The organism is Bacillota bacterium (genome assembly GCA_013178415.1).
In the GTDB taxonomy this organism is placed as follows: domain Bacteria; phylum Bacillota; class SHA-98; order Ch115; family Ch115; genus Ch115.
The window spans coordinates 109,975-130,084 of sequence record JABLXA010000007.1 but is presented as its reverse complement, the minus strand read 5'-3'; the positions used below and the strand labels follow the sequence as shown (position 1 = coordinate 130,084).

General features: G+C 49.8%; 16 protein-coding genes, 1 pseudogene and 1 CRISPR repeat array (1 of these 18 cut by a window edge). Of the genes and pseudogenes, 9 read left to right on the top strand and 8 right to left on the bottom strand.

Annotated features, from left to right (window positions below):
• Positions 1-1,066: a CRISPR direct-repeat array (repeat unit 30 nt; unit sequence GTTTCCATCCCTCATAGGTAGACTAAAAAC); it reaches 1,872 nt to the left of the window's first position.
• 477 nt (positions 1,067-1,543) lie between these two features.
• Both HPY52_08005 and HPY52_08000 read right to left on the bottom strand, forming a co-directional pair.
• On the bottom strand, positions 1,544-1,999 hold the full coding sequence (locus tag HPY52_08005) for a transposase (protein ID NPV80205.1): 456 nt from the start codon (positions 1,997-1,999) through the stop codon (positions 1,544-1,546).
• Between the two features lie 163 nt (positions 2,000-2,162).
• Positions 2,163-3,275: a transposase gene (locus tag HPY52_08000; protein ID NPV80204.1), complete on the bottom strand. Its 1,113-nt coding sequence runs from the start codon at positions 3,273-3,275 to the stop codon at positions 2,163-2,165.
• An 881-nt stretch (positions 3,276-4,156) separates the two neighbouring features.
• Here HPY52_08000 and HPY52_07995 point away from each other — a divergent pair.
• From HPY52_07995 to HPY52_07985, 3 genes are all read left to right on the top strand, one after another.
• On the top strand, positions 4,157-5,962 hold the full coding sequence (locus HPY52_07995) for an ABC transporter ATP-binding protein (GenBank protein NPV80203.1): 1,806 nt from the start codon (positions 4,157-4,159) through the stop codon (positions 5,960-5,962).
• Positions 5,932-7,725 (top strand): ABC transporter ATP-binding protein, encoded by a 1,794-nt coding sequence (locus HPY52_07990; GenBank protein NPV80202.1) that lies wholly within the window; start codon positions 5,932-5,934, stop codon positions 7,723-7,725. The genes HPY52_07995 and HPY52_07990 overlap by 31 nt, the downstream gene beginning before the upstream one ends.
• A gap of 310 nt (positions 7,726-8,035) precedes the next feature.
• Positions 8,036-9,370: a serpin family protein gene (locus HPY52_07985; GenBank protein ID NPV80201.1), complete on the top strand. Its 1,335-nt coding sequence runs from the start codon at positions 8,036-8,038 to the stop codon at positions 9,368-9,370.
• Here HPY52_07985 and HPY52_07980 read toward each other — a convergent pair.
• From HPY52_07980 to HPY52_07955, 6 genes and pseudogenes are all read right to left on the bottom strand, one after another.
• Positions 9,301-9,944: pseudogene (locus HPY52_07980) on the bottom strand (arsenical-resistance protein). The gene HPY52_07985 and the pseudogene HPY52_07980 sit on opposite strands and share 70 nt — an antisense overlap.
• Positions 9,945-10,146: 202 nt before the next feature.
• Entirely contained in the window at positions 10,147-10,563 is a 417-nt protein-coding gene (gene arsC, locus HPY52_07975; GenBank protein NPV80200.1) for an arsenate reductase (thioredoxin), read from the bottom strand.
• 29 nt (positions 10,564-10,592) lie between these two features.
• Positions 10,593-11,027: a helix-turn-helix transcriptional regulator gene (locus HPY52_07970; GenBank protein NPV80199.1), complete on the bottom strand. Its 435-nt coding sequence runs from the start codon at positions 11,025-11,027 to the stop codon at positions 10,593-10,595.
• Positions 11,028-11,625: 598 nt separating this feature from the next.
• Complete coding sequence (locus HPY52_07965) at positions 11,626-11,913, bottom strand: hypothetical protein (protein NPV80198.1); 288 nt, start codon at positions 11,911-11,913, stop codon at positions 11,626-11,628.
• A gap of 29 nt (positions 11,914-11,942) precedes the next feature.
• Entirely contained in the window at positions 11,943-12,284 is a 342-nt protein-coding gene (locus tag HPY52_07960; protein ID NPV80197.1) for a hypothetical protein, read from the bottom strand.
• A 240-nt stretch (positions 12,285-12,524) separates the two neighbouring features.
• Positions 12,525-13,877, bottom strand: coding sequence for an ISKra4 family transposase (locus tag HPY52_07955; GenBank protein ID NPV80196.1), 1,353 nt, complete (start codon positions 13,875-13,877; stop codon positions 12,525-12,527).
• A 416-nt stretch (positions 13,878-14,293) separates the two neighbouring features.
• Here HPY52_07955 and HPY52_07950 point away from each other — a divergent pair, with 416 nt between their 5' ends.
• The 6 genes from HPY52_07950 (at position 14,294) to HPY52_07925 (ending at position 20,108) form a co-directional block, all read left to right on the top strand.
• A complete protein-coding gene (locus tag HPY52_07950) occupies positions 14,294-15,175 on the top strand; it encodes a MurR/RpiR family transcriptional regulator (GenBank protein NPV80195.1) in 882 nt (293 codons plus the stop codon).
• 173 nt (positions 15,176-15,348) lie between these two features.
• Positions 15,349-17,235 (top strand): ABC transporter substrate-binding protein, encoded by a 1,887-nt coding sequence (locus HPY52_07945; GenBank protein NPV80194.1) that lies wholly within the window; start codon positions 15,349-15,351, stop codon positions 17,233-17,235.
• Between the two features lie 161 nt (positions 17,236-17,396).
• Positions 17,397-17,711, top strand: coding sequence for a TIGR04076 family protein (locus HPY52_07940; protein NPV80193.1), 315 nt, complete (start codon positions 17,397-17,399; stop codon positions 17,709-17,711).
• The gene (locus HPY52_07935; GenBank protein ID NPV80192.1) at positions 17,704-18,072 is read left to right on the top strand and encodes a hypothetical protein; all 369 of its coding nucleotides are present in this window, start codon (positions 17,704-17,706) and stop codon (positions 18,070-18,072) included. The genes HPY52_07940 and HPY52_07935 overlap by 8 nt, the downstream gene beginning before the upstream one ends.
• 102 nt (positions 18,073-18,174) lie before the next feature.
• Positions 18,175-18,615, top strand: coding sequence for a hypothetical protein (locus HPY52_07930; protein NPV80191.1), 441 nt, complete (start codon positions 18,175-18,177; stop codon positions 18,613-18,615).
• Positions 18,616-18,641: 26 nt separating this feature from the next.
• Positions 18,642-20,108, top strand: a complete 1,467-nt coding sequence (locus HPY52_07925; GenBank protein ID NPV80190.1) for a hypothetical protein — start codon at positions 18,642-18,644, stop codon at positions 20,106-20,108.
• Positions 20,109-20,110: the final 2 nt, after the last annotated feature.

The following is a 20,110-nucleotide window of genomic DNA, read 5'->3' as shown; positions in this document are numbered from 1 at the left end:
GTAGACTAAAAACGTCGGCGCTGTGGTAATACATATAAAATCAAAATCTGTTTCCATCCCTCATAGGTAGACTAAAAACTTTCTCGCTCAGGGTTGCATCGTCCTTCGGAAACCAGTTTCCATCCCTCATAGGTAGACTAAAAACTTATAAGGATGGGCGACGAGCACCGTTAATTAGAAGTTTCCATCCCTCATAGGTAGACTAAAAACATATTCTAATTTTTTCCAGTTTAGATTGAAGGCCAGGTTTCCATCCCTCATAGGTAGACTAAAAACGACAGGGACAGGAATCTCATGAATACCCAGAGACGAGTTTCCATCCCTCATAGGTAGACTAAAAACTGGTTACATATTTCAAGCGACTAATGAGGTGACATGGTTTCCATCCCTCATAGGTAGACTAAAAACTATCCCTCCATCTAAGCGCACTTCTAATATTCCTGGGTTTCCATCCCTCATAGGTAGACTAAAAACCTGACAGGGAGCCGAAGATCTTTACGCAGTCGAGGGGTTTCCATCCCTCATAGGTAGACTAAAAACTGGAAATGGCTCCCCATATCTGTGGAGATCATGCGCGTTTCCATCCCTCATAGGTAGACTAAAAACCCCTCGAACACATCCCATGGCACCTGCGTGAGGATGTTTCCATCCCTCATAGGTAGACTAAAAACTTAGGACATGCTTCCATGTCCTCCTGCCCATATCGTGGTTTCCATCCCTCATAGGTAGACTAAAAACCCACTGGCGGGGAGGACTGACGATGGGCAAGAAGAGGTTTCCATCCCTCATAGGTAGACTAAAAACTCGCAGCGATTTCTTGAGGGGCTGCGAAAAGGTTAGTTTCCATCCCTCATAGGTAGACTAAAAACGGAATTTACTTATGTTATTTCTGTTGGTTGGGCTATGTTTCCATCCCTCATAGGTAGACTAAAAACTGGTGCTCCCAAGGCCGCTCGTGGCTGGTGGAATATGTTTCCATCCCTCATAGGTAGACTAAAAACTCGATAATGGCCCGTGCCTGCTCCTTGACTACTTTGTTTCCATCCCTCATAGGTAGACTAAAAACCTGTTTTAGCAGGGATTTTTCTGTAGCAGGGCTGGTCGGCGTCACATATGCGTGACATGCCTATCTGCCCTTTCTCACAGTAAATTCGACGCTCCTGACGATTTTCCTTCTGTCGTCGACCCCCCGGGAAAAATGCGCTACCGGGGGTCGACGACAAAGTGATCGCGAGGATTAAGGGGGGGCTGCCGTAGGGCTTGGGTCATCTAAAGAATAACGATGATCGATATGAGCAGGCTGCAGCACGCTCTCCTCAAGCAACCGGTCTTGTCATCTAAAGAATAACGATGATCGATATGAGCGACTCATAGCTACCCGAGTTTGACAATATGGCGCGAAAAAATGCCTGTGGTATGGGATTTTCCAAACCGGCCCTTAATAACCTTTGACTACACCTCATCCATCCAGATATTATTAGTTCTCAGCCCGGCTGATCCACGAGTACGACTTCATCGCCGTCGAGCATCCATCCAGATATTATTAGTTCTCAGCCGGAGGATCTATGTTTATGAAGCTTTCGCTCTTCAATATCGGATCTATGTGGCGGGGCAGCAGAATATCCTTCAGCCCCAAGGCTTCAAACAGCTCTATCTGATCACACGTGGGTTTGGTCATCGTCCTTATTGGCCTCTCTATCCCAGGGAACTGATACTCGTCTATTGTACACCTCGACAGCTTCTCAATTATCGAGTCTGATGTCTGATACTTGGTGGGATACCCTTTCACCCGGTGTTCTAACGAGTTAAGAAGAAGATACGCCAGAACACATACCGTCACATGCCCCTTTACCCGATCCTCTGTTCTCACCCATACGGGGCGAAGCTTGACATCTGACCCAATGGTCCTAAACACATCTTCTATTGTGGCTTTCTTGCGGTATACCTCGATTGCCTGTTCTACAATAGAATTTCTTCCGACAAATCCGTGTATAGGCAGTAAAGTCCATCATAAGCCTCGATGAGAGAAAGTTTCTCTTGGTTCACTGCGAGCTCAACCCTGAAGGAGCTTATGGACTTCGATCCCTTATCAGGGCTTGGAGACCTCTGTATCGTAACGTTATCAATCACCGCCTCATACACGCCCTTTAGTTCCAAATTGCTTAAAAAATATCCTTGACCTTGGTTTCAACGGGTCCGAGCTTTCTATCCTTTGCGGCCTCCGATAGCTCGCTATTCAACTCCCTTATCTCCGCCTTCGCCTTTTCAATCCGCTGGTTCCTGTTCTCTTTCCTCGTGACGCAAAGCTCTGGGTTAAAAATGACTATATACCGGGTCTTGCACCTCTTGTATGTCCTATAGAATACCCTCGCCTTCTCATGAATGCTGAACCCATCCAGTTCCTCTGGAATGTTCACTTTCGTCAAATCTTCAGCCTCTGCGAGGTCAAAGGCCAATTTTCTGCACCTGTCGAGGTCTATATTCGCAAGCTGGGCAAGCCCTAGGAACTGCTCTGACCTCAAAGTATCGGATACAATGGCGCCAAGATATGTGCACCCTGCTGATTCAATTATCTTGAAATCCCCTTCCGACACCATTCCCCTGTCGAAGACAAAGGTGCAGCTTTTGATCCCGAAAAGCTTCTTGAGCTGAAGAACCATGTGTTTAATCGTGGTCTTTTCGCCGGTTTTGCCATTTAACACCTCCCAGTAAAATGGATATCCATCCCTTGTGACGGCGAGCGCTATCTTTATCTGCTTGTGCCCGGCCTTCCCGCCGGGAGAATGTCCATACCCTGCTATCAGGCACTTGGCGCCTTCCATGAATGTTGCCGTCATGTCGTAGAGAAAGGTGGAATCATTGCAAAGCCCTCTGCTTTCCAGGGCATGATACAGGTATGTCATTATCTCATCCTGTTTTTTGGATAGCCGGTCAAGGTCCCGATATTTCTCAAAATCCACATCAGCTGAACTAGGAACGCCAAGAAATGCCGGGCAAGCAGTTTTGGGCGCCCACTCGAAGACGCCGATCTTGCTGGTTGGATCGACAGCCCTGTTGAGGATCAGGAGTTCAGCATATTTGATCCTGCCAAGGAGTTGATGGAGTCCCCAGGACATGTACACCCAATGAAGCAACCACAGTTCCAGGAATTGATAGTGCGTGGACGCGCCGAACTTGGTCACGCCGACGAATGAGATGTCAGGGTTCTTGGGGGTGTTTATGGCATTTTGTATACCCTGAGCTTCTGCGTCGGACAGTGCTCCGAAGTAGATCAAGGTCTCATGCCTTGGGATGCCGTCAACCCTGACAGACCTGACGAGGGTGTAGTAATTCCTGTAGCCTCCATCTGGAGTTCTATTGACGGTTTCTTGAGGAACATGATCCTGGAGACCCCCTTATGAATTCGACTACTATCAAGGATATCACTGGGGTTTAAAAGGTACAAGTAAATATTTGGAGATCCATCAAAAAGTTTTTTAAGTCCAGGGGGTTATGGATGTTAGAATTGGATGTGGAACACTAGGGAGGCTTGGCTCATTGATTCGACCACAAAAGATGGGGTTTTAGTCGAAAAATGCCGATCTAGCAGGGATTATTCCAAACGGGTTGTCAAACTCGGGTTGCTTATGTATTTTGGGATTTTTCACCTTCGGATCCCATGAACGTTTAATGAACATGTCAATCCCTCCTGTTGCGACCCGCAAAAACTATTGACGAGGATTATCTGGCATAGTAGAATCAAATTGCTGCTTCTTATAAAAATCGGTAATCTTGCCGAATAAAGGAGCGTTTGGATGATGCAGATGGTTCATCAGCTGGCAAATCCGATGCGCTTTAGCCCCACTACATTTAGAAGGGCGTCGGATAGTCCCGCGTCTGATCTCAGCAGAAGAAGGCCAGGCATGCCATCTGCTCCGCGAAAGTTCCTTATAGACCCGAAATAACTCTTCGGGGAACATGCCAGCGATCTCGATGCGGGTGGTATATGCCACCCGCATTTTTGTGTGCCTGATTTCATGCGAATATATGGGTTACCCCAAACCCGAATTCAAAACAGGACATGACCATATGCGGTCATCTGGCAACTGCGCGGCTGTATGGCGATGTTACCTTCCGATCCCGGACATGGCGATCTATAGCATAGGGAGGCATGCTTATGCGGTACCTTTGGAAAGCATTCTGGCTTGGCCCACGTCACTGGTGGCGGCGTTTTGCGGCTCTTACCGGAATGATCATAGACGGGGGAACGATCATAGTGGTGCCTATGCTGATGAAGTCAGCTTTTGACGTGATCGGGAAGGGCGCAGATCAAGCTATGGGCACTCTTACTCGAATTGGGTTCTGGCTTGTGGCCCTTGCCTTCATTCGGGCTGTCGGAATCTATACTGAGATCTATTTTCAGGAGAACACCGGAAATTACATAGGTCGAGACCTGAGATCTCTCATATTTCAGAAACTCCTCTATTTGCCATTTCCTTTCTTCGACAGGAACAGAACCGGAGACCTCATGTCCATATTGACTAGGGATGTTGATGCCGTCCGGGATGGCACGGGTTTTGTGGTTCTTATTATTGTGGTAAATATGATCCAGACTGTCGGAATGCTGATAGCGATGCTACGCCTTGATCTTATCCTATCTATAGCTGTCCTCAGTCTATGCCCCTTGATATTCATCGTGACCATGTATTATGGCGCCCGCATTGGTCCCATATATCGAAAGGTTCAAGAATACTCTGGTCGCCTGCACTCTGCTGCGCAAGAGAATATCTCAGGTATCAGAGTTGTGAAGGCATTTTCTCGTGAATATGAAGAAGGAGAAAGATTCGGCAGGGAAAACGCCAAGGTCTATCAGGCGAACCTGGATGTCGTAAGACTTAATTCCCTCACCCACCCTACCCTCGACTTTCTGGGCGCAGCCACAGGGCTCATCGCGCTCATAGCCGGCGGGATGAAAGTGATAAACCACCAGATGAGCCTTGGGACGCTCGTGGCTTTCACCTCGTTCGCAGGGATGATAATCTGGCCAATAAGGCAAATCGGGTGGCTGGCCGAGCTTGTCCAGCGCGCATCCGCTGGAGCTGCAAGAATCTACAAAGTCCTGGGGGAGCCAGATTCGATGCCCGAGCCTGACAAACCTTTTATGCCAGATCGGATCGCGGGTCACATAAGATTTGAGAAGGTTGGTTTCAACTATCAAGATAGTGATGAGGCAGCCATCCTTGATTTCAACCTCGATGTGCCTCCGGGCCGCACAGTCGCCCTTCTCGGCCCTACAGGCTCAGGTAAGACCACTGTTGCAAACCTTATACCGCGGTTTTATGACGCCACTGCAGGGAGAGTAACCATTGATGGAGTGGATGTAAGGGAATGGTCCCTTGAAACGCTGCGTCGCAACATCGGATTTGTATTCCAGGACAATTTCCTCTTCTCTGATACTGTGCGGGAGAATATAGCCATCGGCAAGCCTGATGCTCCACAATCTCTGATTGAGCAGGCAGCAAGGGTAGCACAAGCTCATGATTTTATTTCCGCCTTCCCGCTCGGGTATGAGACTATCATCGGTGAGAGGGGGCTTGGGCTCTCTGGGGGAGAGCAGCAGCGCATTGCTATCGCTCGCGCCCTCCTTGTAGACCCGCCTATCATAATACTCGATGATTCCTCGGCAAGCCTAGATATGAAAACCGAGGCCACTTTACGCCGGGCGCTCAATGAGTTATTCAAGGGACGGACGGTCGTCATCGTCACTCAAAGAGTAAGCTCTGCCATGATGGCTGATGAAATTCTCCTTATGGATGGCGGGATGGTCGTCGAAAGAGGTACACATGATGAACTCTTGGCCCTTGGGGGCGCCTACAAGGCCCTCTATGACGTCCAGATGGGGGATGCAAAGCAATGGCATGACGAGGCACTAAGCCGCGGAGGTGATGCGCTGTGTCAAGCAGTATATCAGACAACCCAGTAGAAGCTACAGGAAGGAACTGGAGAAGTCTTCTGAGATTTCTGCCATACTTAGCGCCTCACACCGGTAGACTGGCCGCAGCGTTGCTGTTCATGATGGCAAGCTCAGCTGGTTCTATAATCATGCCCTACCTGAGTCGGATTGCCATAGATATGCATATAGCCAGAGGAGATCTCGTAGGACTCTGGAAACTGGGGCTATTGGCCCTTGCGATCCTTGCCTTGATGAACCTATTTATAGCCCTGAGGGTAAGATTCATGGCCAAGGTGGGTCAGGATACCATTTTTCGTGTGCGTCAAGACCTTTTTGAACACCTGCAGAGAATACCGGTATCATACTTTGACGGCATCCCAGTGGGCAAGGTTGTGACTAGGCTCACCAGTGACGTGGACGCATTATCTGATCTCGTAAGTAGCGCGATTGTAGGCATGGTGATGGATACATTGACCCTAGCAGGCTATCTGGCCCTCATGATCTGGCTTGACTGGAGGCTTACAGTTATCACAGTGTTTACGCTGATTCCTGTTATCTTTGCCATGACTTTTTTGAGCAGCAAGATAGATAAGGCTGAAGACAATGTACGCGAACAGGCCTCAGTGGTAAACGCTACATCCCAAGAGGGAATTTCCGGCATGAAAGTCATTCAGGCCTTCAGAGCGCAGAAACGGTTTGGAGATAAATTCGCAAAGGCAAATGACGGCCTGCTTCAAGCCGGAATCCGCGCGACCTCCATATTCGCTTTCTTCTGGCCCATAGTTGACTTCGCGTGGATAACCAGCACAGCGCTCACCATTTGGTTCGGAGGGCGGTGGGTTCTCCAGGGAACCACGACTGCCGGCACATTGGTGGCATTTCTAGGTTATCAAGGGACCTGCTTCGGTCCACTCCGGGGGCTCTCTCAAGCATACAGGATAATTCAGAGGGCCATGGCGGGAGCCGTGCGGATAGAAAGAATCCTGGACACGAAGCCAGAGCGTCCCCAAGGTGATCCCATCCCGGTGCCATCGAAGGTTTCCGGGAATTTGGAATTCGACCATGTATGGTTCGCCTATGATAATGATCCAAACACAGATGCTCCTGACTGGGTGCTTGAAGATATAAACTTCAATGTAAAGCCCGGGCAGACCGTGGCATTGGTCGGACATACAGGCTCCGGCAAGACATCCATTATCAACCTTGTATTGAGGTTCTACGCGCCGCAGAAAGGAAGGATACTCCTGGATGGGGCAGATATTTCTCAAATGGAGCTAGGTGCTTACCGAAAACTCATAGGACTAGTTCTCCAGGACCCATTCCTCTTCTCGGGAACCATAAGGCAAAATCTAGCCTTCGGCAATCCCGAGGCGACAGAGGATATGATGTGGAATGCGTTATCTGCAGTGGGATTAGAGGAGTTATTTAGGGAAAAGGAGTCCGGCCTGGATATGGTTCTAACTGAAAGGGGTGCAAATCTCTCTTCCGGCCAAAGGCAACTCCTATCCTTCGCTCGAGCGCTCATCGCAGACACTCGTATCCTTATACTTGACGAGGCCACGGCCCATGTTGATACAATGACGGAAAGGAAGGTCCAGGCAGCCGTGGCGGCACTCATGCGCGGGCGAACGTCCATTGTGATTGCGCATCGTCTTTCTACGATACTCAATGCAGACCAAATACTTGTCATCGATTCAGGCAGAATCATCGAGCGCGGCACACATTCAGAGCTACTGAAGGCTAAGGGAGCCTATCATAGGCTGTATCGGGCGCAGCTCGATATGGCAAGGTGATTCGAATATGAGGGCGAATGCTGTTGGAAGAGAATGGAATACATATGTTTCTCATGCTCCTTTCTATCCATAGAACCAAAATATACCTGGGAAAGGAGAATTCCCTCGGTAGGGAAAACACAAGGAAATGCGAATAGTCTATTAGGGTGTTAAAGGTGGAGAGAGCGCCACATGTCCAAAAACAGGGAACCAGCAGCCATCTTGAATGACGGCGAAGCCATCGCCATGATCGATTGGGCCTAGTATGAGGAAGGAGGTTTATACAGCCCTTCGATCTATGGCAAAAGGTTGAAAGCGAGGTTGTAAAAAGATGAAAAGGCGATCCTTGATTTTGGGAGGTACCCTGCTGCTAGTGTGCGCCCTAGCCGCGGTATTTTCTGGTCTTGGCATCAGAGTGTCCGCCATAGATAAGGCAGATATCGATTCTATCGTTGTTGGAAATAATACCTTCGCCATCGATCTCTATAAGCAACTGGCAAAGAACGAGGGCAACCTCTTCTTCTCACCATATAGCATTTCATCCGCACTGGCTATGACATATGCGGGCGCGCGTGGGGAAACCGCTGAGCAGATGGCTGATGTACTGCATTTAGATCTGGCTCCGGAGAGACTCCATCCCGCTTTTTCGGATCTTACGGAAATGTTCAATGCTCCTGGAAAAAGTTATTGCCTTTCTGTAGCCAATGCGCTATGGGGGCAGATTGGCTACGAGTTTCGCCAAGAGTTCCTAGATATAACTAACAAATACCATGGGGCAGGCTTCAAGGAGGTTGACTACACGGATGACGAAAACCGCGAGCAAACCAGGCGGTCGATCAATAAGTGGGTGGAATCAAAGACCAATGACAAAATAAAGGATTTGATCAAACCTGGTGATCTCACCAGACTTACGCGACTTGTTCTGACCAATGCGATTTATTTCAAAGGGCAATGGGAACGACCATTCGAGCCCGAGGCCACTAGGCTTATGCCGTTCCATATCGCGCCAGAAGAGACAGTAGACGTCCCCACGATGCACAAGGCCGCGGAATTCAACTATGCGGAAAACAACCGGATTCAGCTCCTGGAGATGCCGTACACGGACGGAGATCTGTCAATGGTCATCTTACTTCCGAAACCTGAATATGAACTGGCAAAGCTTGAGGGCATACTGGATCCTGAGAACATGCGATCTTGGCTTTCCCAACTCTCGAGGAGAGAAGTTGAGGTCTTCCTGCCGAGGTTCAAGCTGGAGGAGAGGTTCATATTGAACGAAACACTGCAAGACCTGGGGATGATAGATGCGTTCGATGAGAATACAGCTGATTTCTCCGGCATGACCACATCTCGCCAAGGTATATTCATAAGCAAGGTAATCCATCAATCATTTGTCGAAGTCAATGAGGAAGGCACCGAAGCAGCTGCCGCCACAGCTGTTGCAGTGGGAACCAAATCGATCATGCTGGATAAACCGCCTGTTTTCCGCGCGGACCGACCATTCATTTTCATGATTCGCGATCTCCGTTCAGGGACCATCTTGTTCATGGGGAGGCTGGCTGATCCACGTTCAAAAGAGTCTCCAGGAATACCTCTCCGTTCCTGCCCCTTGGACGGCGCAAGGATGGCTCGAGTGAGGAATCCGGCAACAAACGGGATGCCAAGGTGAATGACCACAGTGCGGGCGATTTCGGCGATGGAGACGCGGACCGCCATACCGCCCAGGCCCAACCACCTTGGAAGAACTGTGATAAAAATATAGCAGTAAACGGAGTAGAAAAGCACCTGGAAGATGGAGTTGAAAGCCACAAGCGCCGCAGCATACTCGGCGTCGCCATGGGCCAGGCTGTCCCAGACGATGACCATTGCGATACACCGCGCAAGCCCTATCAGGATAAGGCCGATCATATATTGCTGATATCCCCAGAGAAAAGTAACGGCCAGCAGAAACATAAGTATGGGGCCGATTAGCCAATTCTGGACGAGGGAGAGCGCCAGCACCCTACCGTTCCGGAAGACCTTCCATAACTCATTGTACCGCACCTTGGCCAGAGGGGGATACATCATCACTATCAGGCCGATGGCAATGGTAACGATGTCGTCCCAAACGAAAGGCGGTTGAGGGGGTCCGGGAGTTGGAGAAACAGGCTTCCAGGCGCCACTCCCGCCGCGATAGCCAGAAAGATCCACAGAGTCAGAAGACGATCCAAAAGAGAAAGCCGCGTGACAGTCTGTTCGGACATTCCTTTCCCTCCAATCAATTCAAGGCCTATTCAGTAGTAGATTCACAATCTGAGGCGGGTAGGATGCGCGAGTGTCTTGATCCTTGGGGAACGGATCATGTATGCATTATGCATTATGCATTATGCATTTTGCATTTTGCATCACCTTTGGTCACTCCTCGTCCTGGATTCCTTCCGTCCCCTGGGTCGCATAATAATCATCTTATGGGAGTCCTCTAAGAAGGTCCTCAACTCGCCTTTTTATGTCGTCCCTCACCTTGCGAAACTCAGCCATGATTTCCTCTTCTGAACCCTTTGCTCTGGCCGGGTCTGGCAGCGGCCAGTGAATGCGACTTACAGATGGTGGTGTTACTGGACACCTCTCTTCAGCATCGCCGCAGAGGGTCACCACCAGGTCCATCTCCCTAAGAAGCCTGGATTCGATGGGGTCCGAGGTCTGCATCGAGATGTCAATCCCTACCTCGCGCATAACCTCAATAGCCCTGGGGTTGACGCCGGCAGGCTCGATCCCTGCGCTATAAACCTCCCAACTATCCCCGAACAGTGCCCTGGCAAACCCCTCAGCCATCTGGCTTCTACAGGAATTACCAGTACATAGAAACATGATCTTCCTCTTCATACCGCATCCCTCCGTCCCGGTCACAGCAGTCAACCCCTTGAAGTCCGTCTGCATACAGCACGGGGATTTTTTTTGATTTCTTCAACCCTGCTCATTATCTCGGCTATTTCCGGAAATTGGTCCATATCCGAGTCCAGGAGGAAGTTGCTCAGCAGGCGCAGGACGTTCTCAATGCCCGCCCTGTTTATCTTGTAGAATATCCACTGGCCTTCCCGCATACTTTCCACGAGGCCAGCATCTTTAAGAACGCCAAGGTGGTGAGATATGGCAGGCTGGCTGACCCCAAAGATGTTCTCAAGCTCACATACGCAGTGACTATCGGCTGCCAATACTTTGAGGATCTTAAGCCTCATATCTTGCCCCAGAGCTTGCAAGGCTCGAACGACTTGTTCAATAGATCCTATGATTATCACCCCTTTAGCTTTCTGATACCCCGTCTCCGGGAGCCGGGAAGTAATCCCCATTTGACCTCGGACCGCTGTTTACCGGGTGCCAGAAGATCCTGGCACAACCAATATATAAACATATCTCTATCCGATTATATTCTATAACGTTTACGCTCCCACGGCAATATGGTGACCCATGAAGATAGGACGTGGGCCGGCTTGGTACAGATCGATGTCGCAATACTCATCCTACATCCCGCCACAGGGCGAAAGATATTCAGTAATACATATTTCAACTTCGCGGAGATGCTGAGCGTGATTCCTCCGATCTTTCTTCTGCTTGGATTGCTCGACGTGTGGGTGGGAGGATGTCCCGAGGGAGACGATAATCAGATTCCTGGGGGAGCATTCCGCCATCCTCGGTGTTTTCCTCAGCATCTTTATGGGCGCTGCGCGAAATCAACCGTAGAAGATGAGTCTGACCACAAACATCCGCGAATTTCATACCAATTTAATCTGACTTTGCGGTGCTAGAACAATTTGCCGTCTAACAGTATCCGGAGGACAAATCAATACCTGAATGGTTGGCTGGGATATTTTGCCCTAGCCTCGATTTCCACGGTAATTTAATTGGGCTAACATCTGCCATTATATGCAAAACAGACTGCCAACCAGTTCAAACCAATTTGATATGCAGGATCTTGTCATCAAGCCAGGGGACCTTAATTGTCTGAGGAACAAGGCCAGCAGCAACCAGTAATGGGTTATGAGCTCGCCTTGCAAGCTCTACAGTAATCATAGACTCCGTTATGTTCACCTGACCTGTGACATCAAACAGCTTTCGGAAAAGGGTTTTCGCTGTGGCCCGCCTGTACTCCCGTCCAATCTTTTGGGCCATAATCCGGTAGAGGGAACTGACCATGAGCGTGAGTTGCAGGTCAAAATCCACTTTTGGTCCTACCATTGACGATAGTGCGTCCAAATGAAAGAAGTTTATCGCATCCGCTTGCTCATCAGGAGAAGGTTAGCATGTGGGTCTACCCTGGCGCTGTAACTAGAGAGGAAAGAACGCTTCGGAACAACATTCAGGCCAGCAAACAAAGCGATGCCGGGGTCGAAGACCATTTCCATCACATGGCTGGTTCGTTCTTTGCCCAAGAGCTTTAATGCCAAGAGCGTACGGACAGCGTGTTCGGCCGGGATCATCTGACTTCCAGGCAGGGAAGCGGACTCGACCACTTCTTGGAGATTGACCTCGCACAACAGCGGCACGAACAGGAACAAGCCGGCAAAGGCCGTTCGGAATTTCCGGGGAGAAAGGTCCAGCTCATGCACATCTGCAAACGGAAAGATTTTGCTTGCGCAGGGCTACCACCAATTCCCGAACCGGGTCTCGTTTGGGGGCTGCGCGTGGACCGCGTTGAACGTCCTTAAAGAAGCGAGCCTGACGCTCCAGGTCATGACGGATCCTGGTTCCAAGTCGACTCCACTATATCATAAGTCTGCGGGGATTAAGGGGTGCATGTAGCGATTGTGGCACACAGGCACTTCCAACCTTTCCACCATAGTGGCATGTCAGGCTGCTTTTGTAGAGCCTGCTAGCATATGGCTATCTGAAACCCCTTCTTGCCTCCTTCTTCGCCAGAAGTCATCCCACCTGCCGTTCAGGAGGAAAACCCTGAGGTTTAGCACTTCCTGCGCCCCTGAAGCGCTCCAACGCATCCCCGACCTCTTGTGCCTCATTTGTACAACATGCTTGCACGCACTCTCCACTACGCCGCTACCGATGTGATACCCCTTGGCCCGGTATTCGTCATATCTCATCCGGTCTCGATTGTCTTGTAAATACTTCATAAGCTTGTCACGCTCGGACGCAGCTTCGTCTGATAAACCAACTATGCCAGCGAGTTTGGTTATGAGATCCTCAACCCTGACGTCCTTTAGAACCTCAAGCTGTTCTTCTACCCAGCACTTGCACCGTTCCTCATCCCCATCCCAGAGAACCCGGCCTAATCTCCATACATGCTCCGATGCGTGATACCAATCTATGATCTGGATCGCTCCCGGAAAGTAGCTTCTAACCATGTTCCAAATCCATGCCGCTCCATCACCAAGGACTATCAGCTCTTTGGCATATTCCACACCACGTCTCTGTGCCTCGACCGAAATATAACCTATGAGTTCGTCCGGGCTTCCCCCACGGGCAACGTAAGTTATCTCGTTCGCAACATCTTCCTTACTGCCATCAGCATTAATTTGCTCTTTCGCATCATAAATCGCTGCCGTTTTCGCTTCGTGCCAACCATCCTGCTCATTTATCATGACACCATCTATCGCCATATAGAGCCTTTCGGGCCTTGCATCCGTATCAAGCCCATCCTTCATCGCAACCTCCGCCTGCTCATCAAGCTCCTCGCCCGTCTCCTTGCCGATGCTCTCTGAGAGAATTTGTGCCTCCTTTGGGGATACGTATATCCCCGTAAGTCGGCCCATAAGCTCCGATGCCGGCTCAAACGGCAGCTCTGCGCAGCAGTAACTGAGATTGTTTATGACTCCCTCGCTAAAATGACTTCCCGAGAGCTTCAGTTGTTCACCAATGGGCACCTTCGAAGCCCCACAACGGTCGCAGTGATAATACGCTCGCTCAATTCTCACCTCCCCGCTTAGGGTCGTCACTACGAAAGGGCGATTGCCCACAAACTTGAGCTTACCCCCGCACTCGCAACGAATCTTGCTCCCACTATATCCGGTGCCCACTTCATCAACTGCGCCCTTGAGCAAAAGTCTGTCAATCGCTGAACTGGCTTCTCTCACGGTCATCTCTATGTCATGCAGATCCACCGTGCGCTTCTGCGCCGCTATCTTACGTAATAGCCTCTCCGCTACAGCAGCTACTTCCTGGATGACATTTTCACGTTTCCTCATCATATAAACCCCTCTCAAATGACCAGCTACAGGCCTTTTCGAGGAGTATACCATCTCGTTTGCGTCCCTACACTCGAAATATCTCACCTCCTTTTCCTGCTCTTATTAGCACAAAAACTGCATGTACCCTGTGCCATGGCTGAACTGTATCATGCTTCCCCGAGAATCACGATCGGATTCCGCATAGACCAGGGTCTTCAACTCGAAGAATTTCTAATCATTGCATTGAGTAGCCAAGTAGAGCTATTTAAAGAAATTACCCTGATTTTACCCTTAGCTGCCCTTTCCTTCCCCTCTATCGACTTTCGGGGTGAATGGCGTTACCTCATCCTGCTTGAAATCCATTTAACATATGTTATAACATGAAGTAAAGCTTCATTGGCGATGGATATAATGTAGATTTACACCGGGAGAGACATATGGGGCAGAATACCTACATACCAGATGTCTCTAATGCAAAGAGTATCATTCCCTTTATAAAGAGTGCATACTCTTCATTGTCGCCTGCCGAACAAAAGGTAGCTTCCTATGTGGTGGATCACCTGCCGGAGATTATCTACCAATCCATTACGGAACTCGCAGATATCTGCGAGGTAGGGGAGTCTACAGTTATCAGATTTTGTCGTTCCATCGGTTTTAAGGGGTATCACGAGTTCAAGCTCGTGGCATCCAGGGATATCTCTTCCCTGGGGGACGCTGGCCCCCAGGGCGATATTACCCCCGAGGATTCTCTTCTTACCATGGTCCAGAAAACCACTAGGGCTAATATGGAGGTTATCTCTCAAACAGCTGAACTCCTGAGCATTGATGAGCTTAGGAAAGCGGTTGACGCTATAGTCCGTGCTCGTAGGGTGCATTTCTACGGTGTAGGTGCTTCGGGTTTCACGGCAGAAGACGCCAAGTATAAATTTCTCCGAATTGGAATCTTATGCGATGCCTATAATGACTCCCACCTACAGGCCATGGCTGCTGCCACGCTTGAGCACGGAGATGTAGCAGTAGGGTTCTCTCAGACTGGTAGCACCATAGACGTCATACACTCCCTGGAAGTGGCAAAGAAGCGCGGAGCAACAATTATCTGTATCACTAGCGCTGCTAAGTCCCCCATAACCAGAGTGTCTGATATAAGACTGATCACTGCCACACGAGAAGCGCCACTCCAGAGCGGGAATCTCAAATCCAAAATTGCCCAGCTCCATGTTATGGACATCCTATTTATTGGGGTCATGATGGCAAATCATGAAAGGGCAGTCTCTACTGTGAAGGCAACAGCTGAAGCGGTATCTGATAAGCTCTACTAAATCATGGCGGGGTCTATAGATGCCATCCATGTTCGCCTGCAAGGAGGTGATAGAGCCGGTAGATACTGATGATTTGTATTGGGACTATCGGTTTGAGAGTCGACATTGGGAGAACTTGAAGATTTGAACGCTTGGGGGCCTACGAGCATATTTAGGAAAGGTAGGGAACGATAATGAGACGTTTGAATCTGGTTGCGGTTCTGCTAATATTGCTAATTTTCTCCAGTGTCGCGTTGGCCTATGGAGCGGGAAGCTATAATGATGCACCGATGCTCAAAAGCCTGGTTCAATCTGGCAAGCTACCTCCTGTAGCGCAGAGATTGCCCCAGGAACCGCTGGTGGTCGAGCCAGTCGAAGAGATAGGCGAGTATGGAGGCACCTGGCACAGAGTCTACCTGGGGCCGTCAGATCTTATGAACTTCTACACCATTACCTACGATCCGCTCTTCAGACGAAACCGAAAGGATCCATCCCAGATCGAACCCAATGTAGCAAAGGGATGGAAATTCTCAAACGATGGTAAGACGCTGATCGTGGAACTCCGTAAGGATATGAAGTGGTCCGATGGGAAGCCCTTCACAGCTGATGATATCCTCTTCTGGTATGAGGACATAATCCTCAATAACGATCTTACTCCATCCAAGCCTACCTGGCTTATGATAGATAACGCTCTCGGGAAGGTTAAAAAAATCGACAATTATACCGTATCGTTCTCCTTCGCAAAACCCCATGCTCTTATCCTAGACTATCTGTCCATGCAAACCCCCTTCGCCCCAAAGCACTATCTGATGCAGTTTCACCCGAAGTACACATCCAAAGAAAAGCTTGACAAGATGGTAAAGGAAGCAGGTTTTGAGGATTGGTATCAGCTCTTCACCGATAAGGCAACCCGCGGGACTAATCCAGAGCTCCCTGTGATCAACGCCTGGAAAGTCACTGTACCCCCAGGCCGCGGCACGAGAATGATAGTAGAGCGTAACCCCTACTATTGGAAGGTAGATCCTAAGGGCAACCAACTGCCATATATCGACCGTGTTGTATTCGACCTAGTTGAGAACACTGAGGTTGCCAATATGAAGGCCATAGCTGGGGAAGTTGATATGCAGCTGCGGCACATGCTTATCAAGAATTATCCCCTCTTTATACAGGAGAGCAAAAAGGCTGGCTACAGGGTGCTGAGATGGAAGACCGGGTCCACTCTTGGATTTATGGTAAATCTCAACAATAAGGACCTTACAATGAGGAAGATCGTCCAAGATCCGCGGTTCAGACAGGCTCTGTCCCTGGCAATAAACAGGGAGGAGATGAATGAACTTCTCTATATGGGCTTAGGTGAACCGCGGCAGGCATCCCCGTTTAATGGTAGCCCCCTCTACTCCGAAGAGTGGGAGAAGAGCTATGCCAGGTATGACCCCGAGCGGGCCAACAAACTTCTGGATGAGATGGGGCTTGACAAAAGAGGGAAAGATGGATTCAGGCTGCGTCCTGACGGCAAGACATTGACGATCACCCTTGAGAACCCCGGGTATTCCGACATAGTGGATGAGTGCGAGCTTGTGAAGAACTACTGGGAGAAGATAGGCATAAAGGCCCTGGTAAAGACAGAGGAGAGGTCCCTTTACACCACTCGCCAGCAGGCCGGGGAACAAGATATAAGCTACTGGGGTATAGGAGTAGGACTCACAAACCCCTTGCTTACACCAGATACTTGGATCCCCATGAGCCAGTCCTGTGCCTGGGCTCCCCTGTGGGGGGCGTGGTATGCGATGAAAGGAAAGGGTGGAGAAGAGCCTCCCAAGGAGATAAAAGAACTCACGGAGCTATACGAAAAGATCAGCGTTACAATTGATAAGAAAGAAAGGCAGACCCTGATAGACAAGCTGGTAGGTTTCTACGTGAAGAACATTCCCATAATAGGCGCTGTCGGAGAGTGGCCAGTAATTGGCGTAGTTAAAGATAACTTCAGGAACGTCCCGGAAGTAGCAAGGTGGGATACATCCATACTGGGAAGCCCCGGCTATACGTGTCCCGAACAGTATTTCATAAAGGGCGCGAAATAGCTGATAGGGGAGCCAAGTAGACGGGAGCGAGGTTCTCAGGGTGGCTATGACATGCTGTGGTTGCCAACTGGCCAGCCACAGCATGTTTCCTATAGGCCATGGAATGGTCTACAATTTCACTCTCGGTTCGCGAAGCGCCAAAAGGGAGGAGGCCTTTAGACATGGGACTGAAGGACCTTATGGTCGAAGTGATATCAGTTAAGGGGAAATGCCCGGTCTATTCGGTTGGTGACAGGTTTATCCTTCGGGATGGATACAGGATAGAAGCCTCTGCGAGGAAGAATATATGCGTTCACTCCTTGGGCTCCGTTATGCCCTGGGTTGTGGCCCTCAGCAGTGGTGTAAGGCCGCATGAACTCGGGCTTGCCCATCCGAATGCCTCAAGCGGCTATGTGCAGTGTTTGGATCCAAGTGCCCCCTACACGCCTGGTGAGACAGTAACCTTCTGCATAAAGGAGGTAGGGGAAAATGGGTAATTTCATGAGGGAATGTCTTCTTAAGGCAGCTCAGTGGCTGTTCAACTCTATGGATGATAGCGGGAACATCCGTATCTACAGCCAGGGCCTCAAGGATTTTATGCCCACATTGCGCGCTGATAACCAGGCTGACGTGGTCCTTGGCCTGATTGCCACCTACAGACTCACAGGCGAGGAGAGGTTTATACAACCCCTGCAGGAACTCCAGTGGTTTGAGAGTATGGAAAAGCTTCTAAGATTCGAATTCGATGAAGATCGTGCGGTCTACTTGTTCAACCAGGATTCAGATTTGATATTCATTGACGTAAAAGCCGACTTTATCTCTGGACTCTTGAAAGCTTATGAACTCCTGGGAGCCTAGAAGTTACTTGATAGGGCCGTTTCACCGGGAAATTGGCTGGTGAGCGAGCAGCTCGAGGATGGTTCCTGGTATAGACGGAAAAGCAGCCCTCATGGAGAATGGATGAAGGCGATAGAGCTTGACATGATCGGAGCCGCTACGAGCGCCCTGTTCAAGCTGCATCTTGTTACCCGGGACGGGAGGTATTTTAACGCGGCACAAAATTCCGCCAAGTTCGTCCTCAGACACCAGGACGACGGAAGCATTGTTTATATGCTCTATTCAGAGGCGCCTGCTACCCAGGCTCTCCTCTCACTTTGCCTTCTTCTGGGTGACAAAGTATTCACGGAATCATTTACCCGTAATGCAACCTGGCTAGCTCAAGTGCAGCCTCCCGCCGGAGGGTGGTGGGGAGAATATGCGCTGAGTTCCCGCGAAATGGCAGTATCAGATCCCACATACAAGGAGGGGGAGCAGATCTGGCCAGGCTGGGTCGTAGGTCCCATTATAGAAGCATTCGCCACAGCTCTCAGTTCAGCGGATGTCAAGTTAGACAGCGAATAACAAAGATTCCTAGGGAGGAACAGCGAATGAATAGAGATCATACACAGGACTGGGTGGTTATTTACGGGAGCTCCGAAGGGGTCGAGGGATATGCGTTGAGAGAAGTGAATCAGCTTGTCCAAAAGAGCCTACCCTATCTAGTCAGGGTTGTAGACGGCCGTTGCGTGACTGATGAGGTTATGCAGCACAACCTCGTTATTCTAGGAACCAGGGACACCAATCCGCTGGTGCGGCGATTTCAGGATGCTGGGATAGTCAGCACCAAAGAAGCGAAAACCGAGGCTTTCTCCGTACGCATAACAGAGAACCCAGACAGGACTGATAGACAACTGGTAATCTTAACAGGCTCCGATGAAAACGGCGTCCTTTATGCCGTCAGGGATTTCGAGCATTATATCTACGACAGATTTGCTGTGCTGAGCTCCTGCGGGGTCCCTTTGCGCCAGCCATTCATTGATAAATTCGATAAGGTCAGCCTGGAGGGAGCCCCTATCATCAAACACCGTGGGCTCTGGACCTGGGGACACGTGATCTATGATTATAAACGATATCTAGATCACCTGAGCCACTGGAAGATGAACATGGTTGTGATCTGGAATGACTTTGTTCCCCTCAATGCCCGGCAGATCATCGAATATGCTCATGAAAGAGGTATAAAGGTTATATGGGGTTACTCATGGTCGTGGGGAGAGGAAGTTGATCCAACGAAATCAGAGGAGCTCGAAAAGTGGACAGCTCGCGTTATGGAAAAATATGAGACGGAGGTTCGTGACACCCGCTGTGATGGTATCTATTTTCAAATATTTACCGAGACAGATGATATGACCATCGGATCAAGGCCAATAGCAGAGCTTGCGGCCGACTGGGTGAACCATATAGGCCGGGAGCTATTCCGAAAGTACCCAGACATCTTGGTGCAGTTCGGTGTACATGCCACATCTATAAGGGAGAATTACGTCAAGCTTGGGGCGATAGATGAGCGGATAGACCTGGTGTGGGAAAATATAGGAACTCCAGGACCTGTCTTTCCGTACTCCTACGAACCCAATGTCATCGAGGGTTATGAATCTGCGGTAGACTACACGTCGCGTGTTGCCCGTCTTAGAGGCGAAAAGGAAAAAGTAGGGATAGTGATAAAGGGTATGACAAACCTCGATTGGGCGAATTTCGAGCATCAGCCTGGGCAATTTATCCTCGGCGAAGATGATCCCGAATTCATAGCTAGGCGGGCAGAGGAGAAGATGCCCCGCTGGAGATATGTTGAAGTGGGATGGCGCAAAAACTTTAGATGTGTGCTTGAAACAATAAGAGCGATCGCGGAAGCGAAACCAGCCCGAAGCACCGTACTTGGCCTTGTGGAGGATGGAGTCTGGGAGGAGAAGATGTGGCTACCGGTCGCCCTCCTGGCCGAAGCCATGTGGAATCCATATGCCCTTTCAGGAGAGCTCTTGGAGAAGGTAGCAGCAACACATGACGCTTACAAGCTCGTGTAGGG

Coding starts and splice junctions, on each gene's coding strand:
- HPY52_07995 (NPV80203.1), top strand. CDS start 4,157: ATGCGGTACCTTTGGAAAGCATTCTGGCTTGGCCCACGTCACTGGTGG.
- HPY52_07985 (NPV80201.1), top strand. CDS start 8,036: ATGAAAAGGCGATCCTTGATTTTGGGAGGTACCCTGCTGCTAGTGTGC.
- arsC (NPV80200.1), bottom strand. CDS start 10,563: ATGAAGAGGAAGATCATGTTTCTATGTACTGGTAATTCCTGTAGAAGC.
- HPY52_07970 (NPV80199.1), bottom strand. CDS start 11,027: ATGGGGATTACTTCCCGGCTCCCGGAGACGGGGTATCAGAAAGCTAAA.
- HPY52_07965 (NPV80198.1), bottom strand. CDS start 11,913: ATGGTAGGACCAAAAGTGGATTTTGACCTGCAACTCACGCTCATGGTC.
- HPY52_07955 (NPV80196.1), bottom strand. CDS start 13,877: ATGATGAGGAAACGTGAAAATGTCATCCAGGAAGTAGCTGCTGTAGCG.
- HPY52_07950 (NPV80195.1), top strand. CDS start 14,294: ATGGGGCAGAATACCTACATACCAGATGTCTCTAATGCAAAGAGTATC.
- HPY52_07945 (NPV80194.1), top strand. CDS start 15,349: ATGAGACGTTTGAATCTGGTTGCGGTTCTGCTAATATTGCTAATTTTC.
- HPY52_07940 (NPV80193.1), top strand. CDS start 17,397: ATGGGACTGAAGGACCTTATGGTCGAAGTGATATCAGTTAAGGGGAAA.
- HPY52_07935 (NPV80192.1), top strand. CDS start 17,704: ATGGGTAATTTCATGAGGGAATGTCTTCTTAAGGCAGCTCAGTGGCTG.
- HPY52_07930 (NPV80191.1), top strand. CDS start 18,175: ATGAAGGCGATAGAGCTTGACATGATCGGAGCCGCTACGAGCGCCCTG.
- HPY52_07925 (NPV80190.1), top strand. CDS start 18,642: ATGAATAGAGATCATACACAGGACTGGGTGGTTATTTACGGGAGCTCC.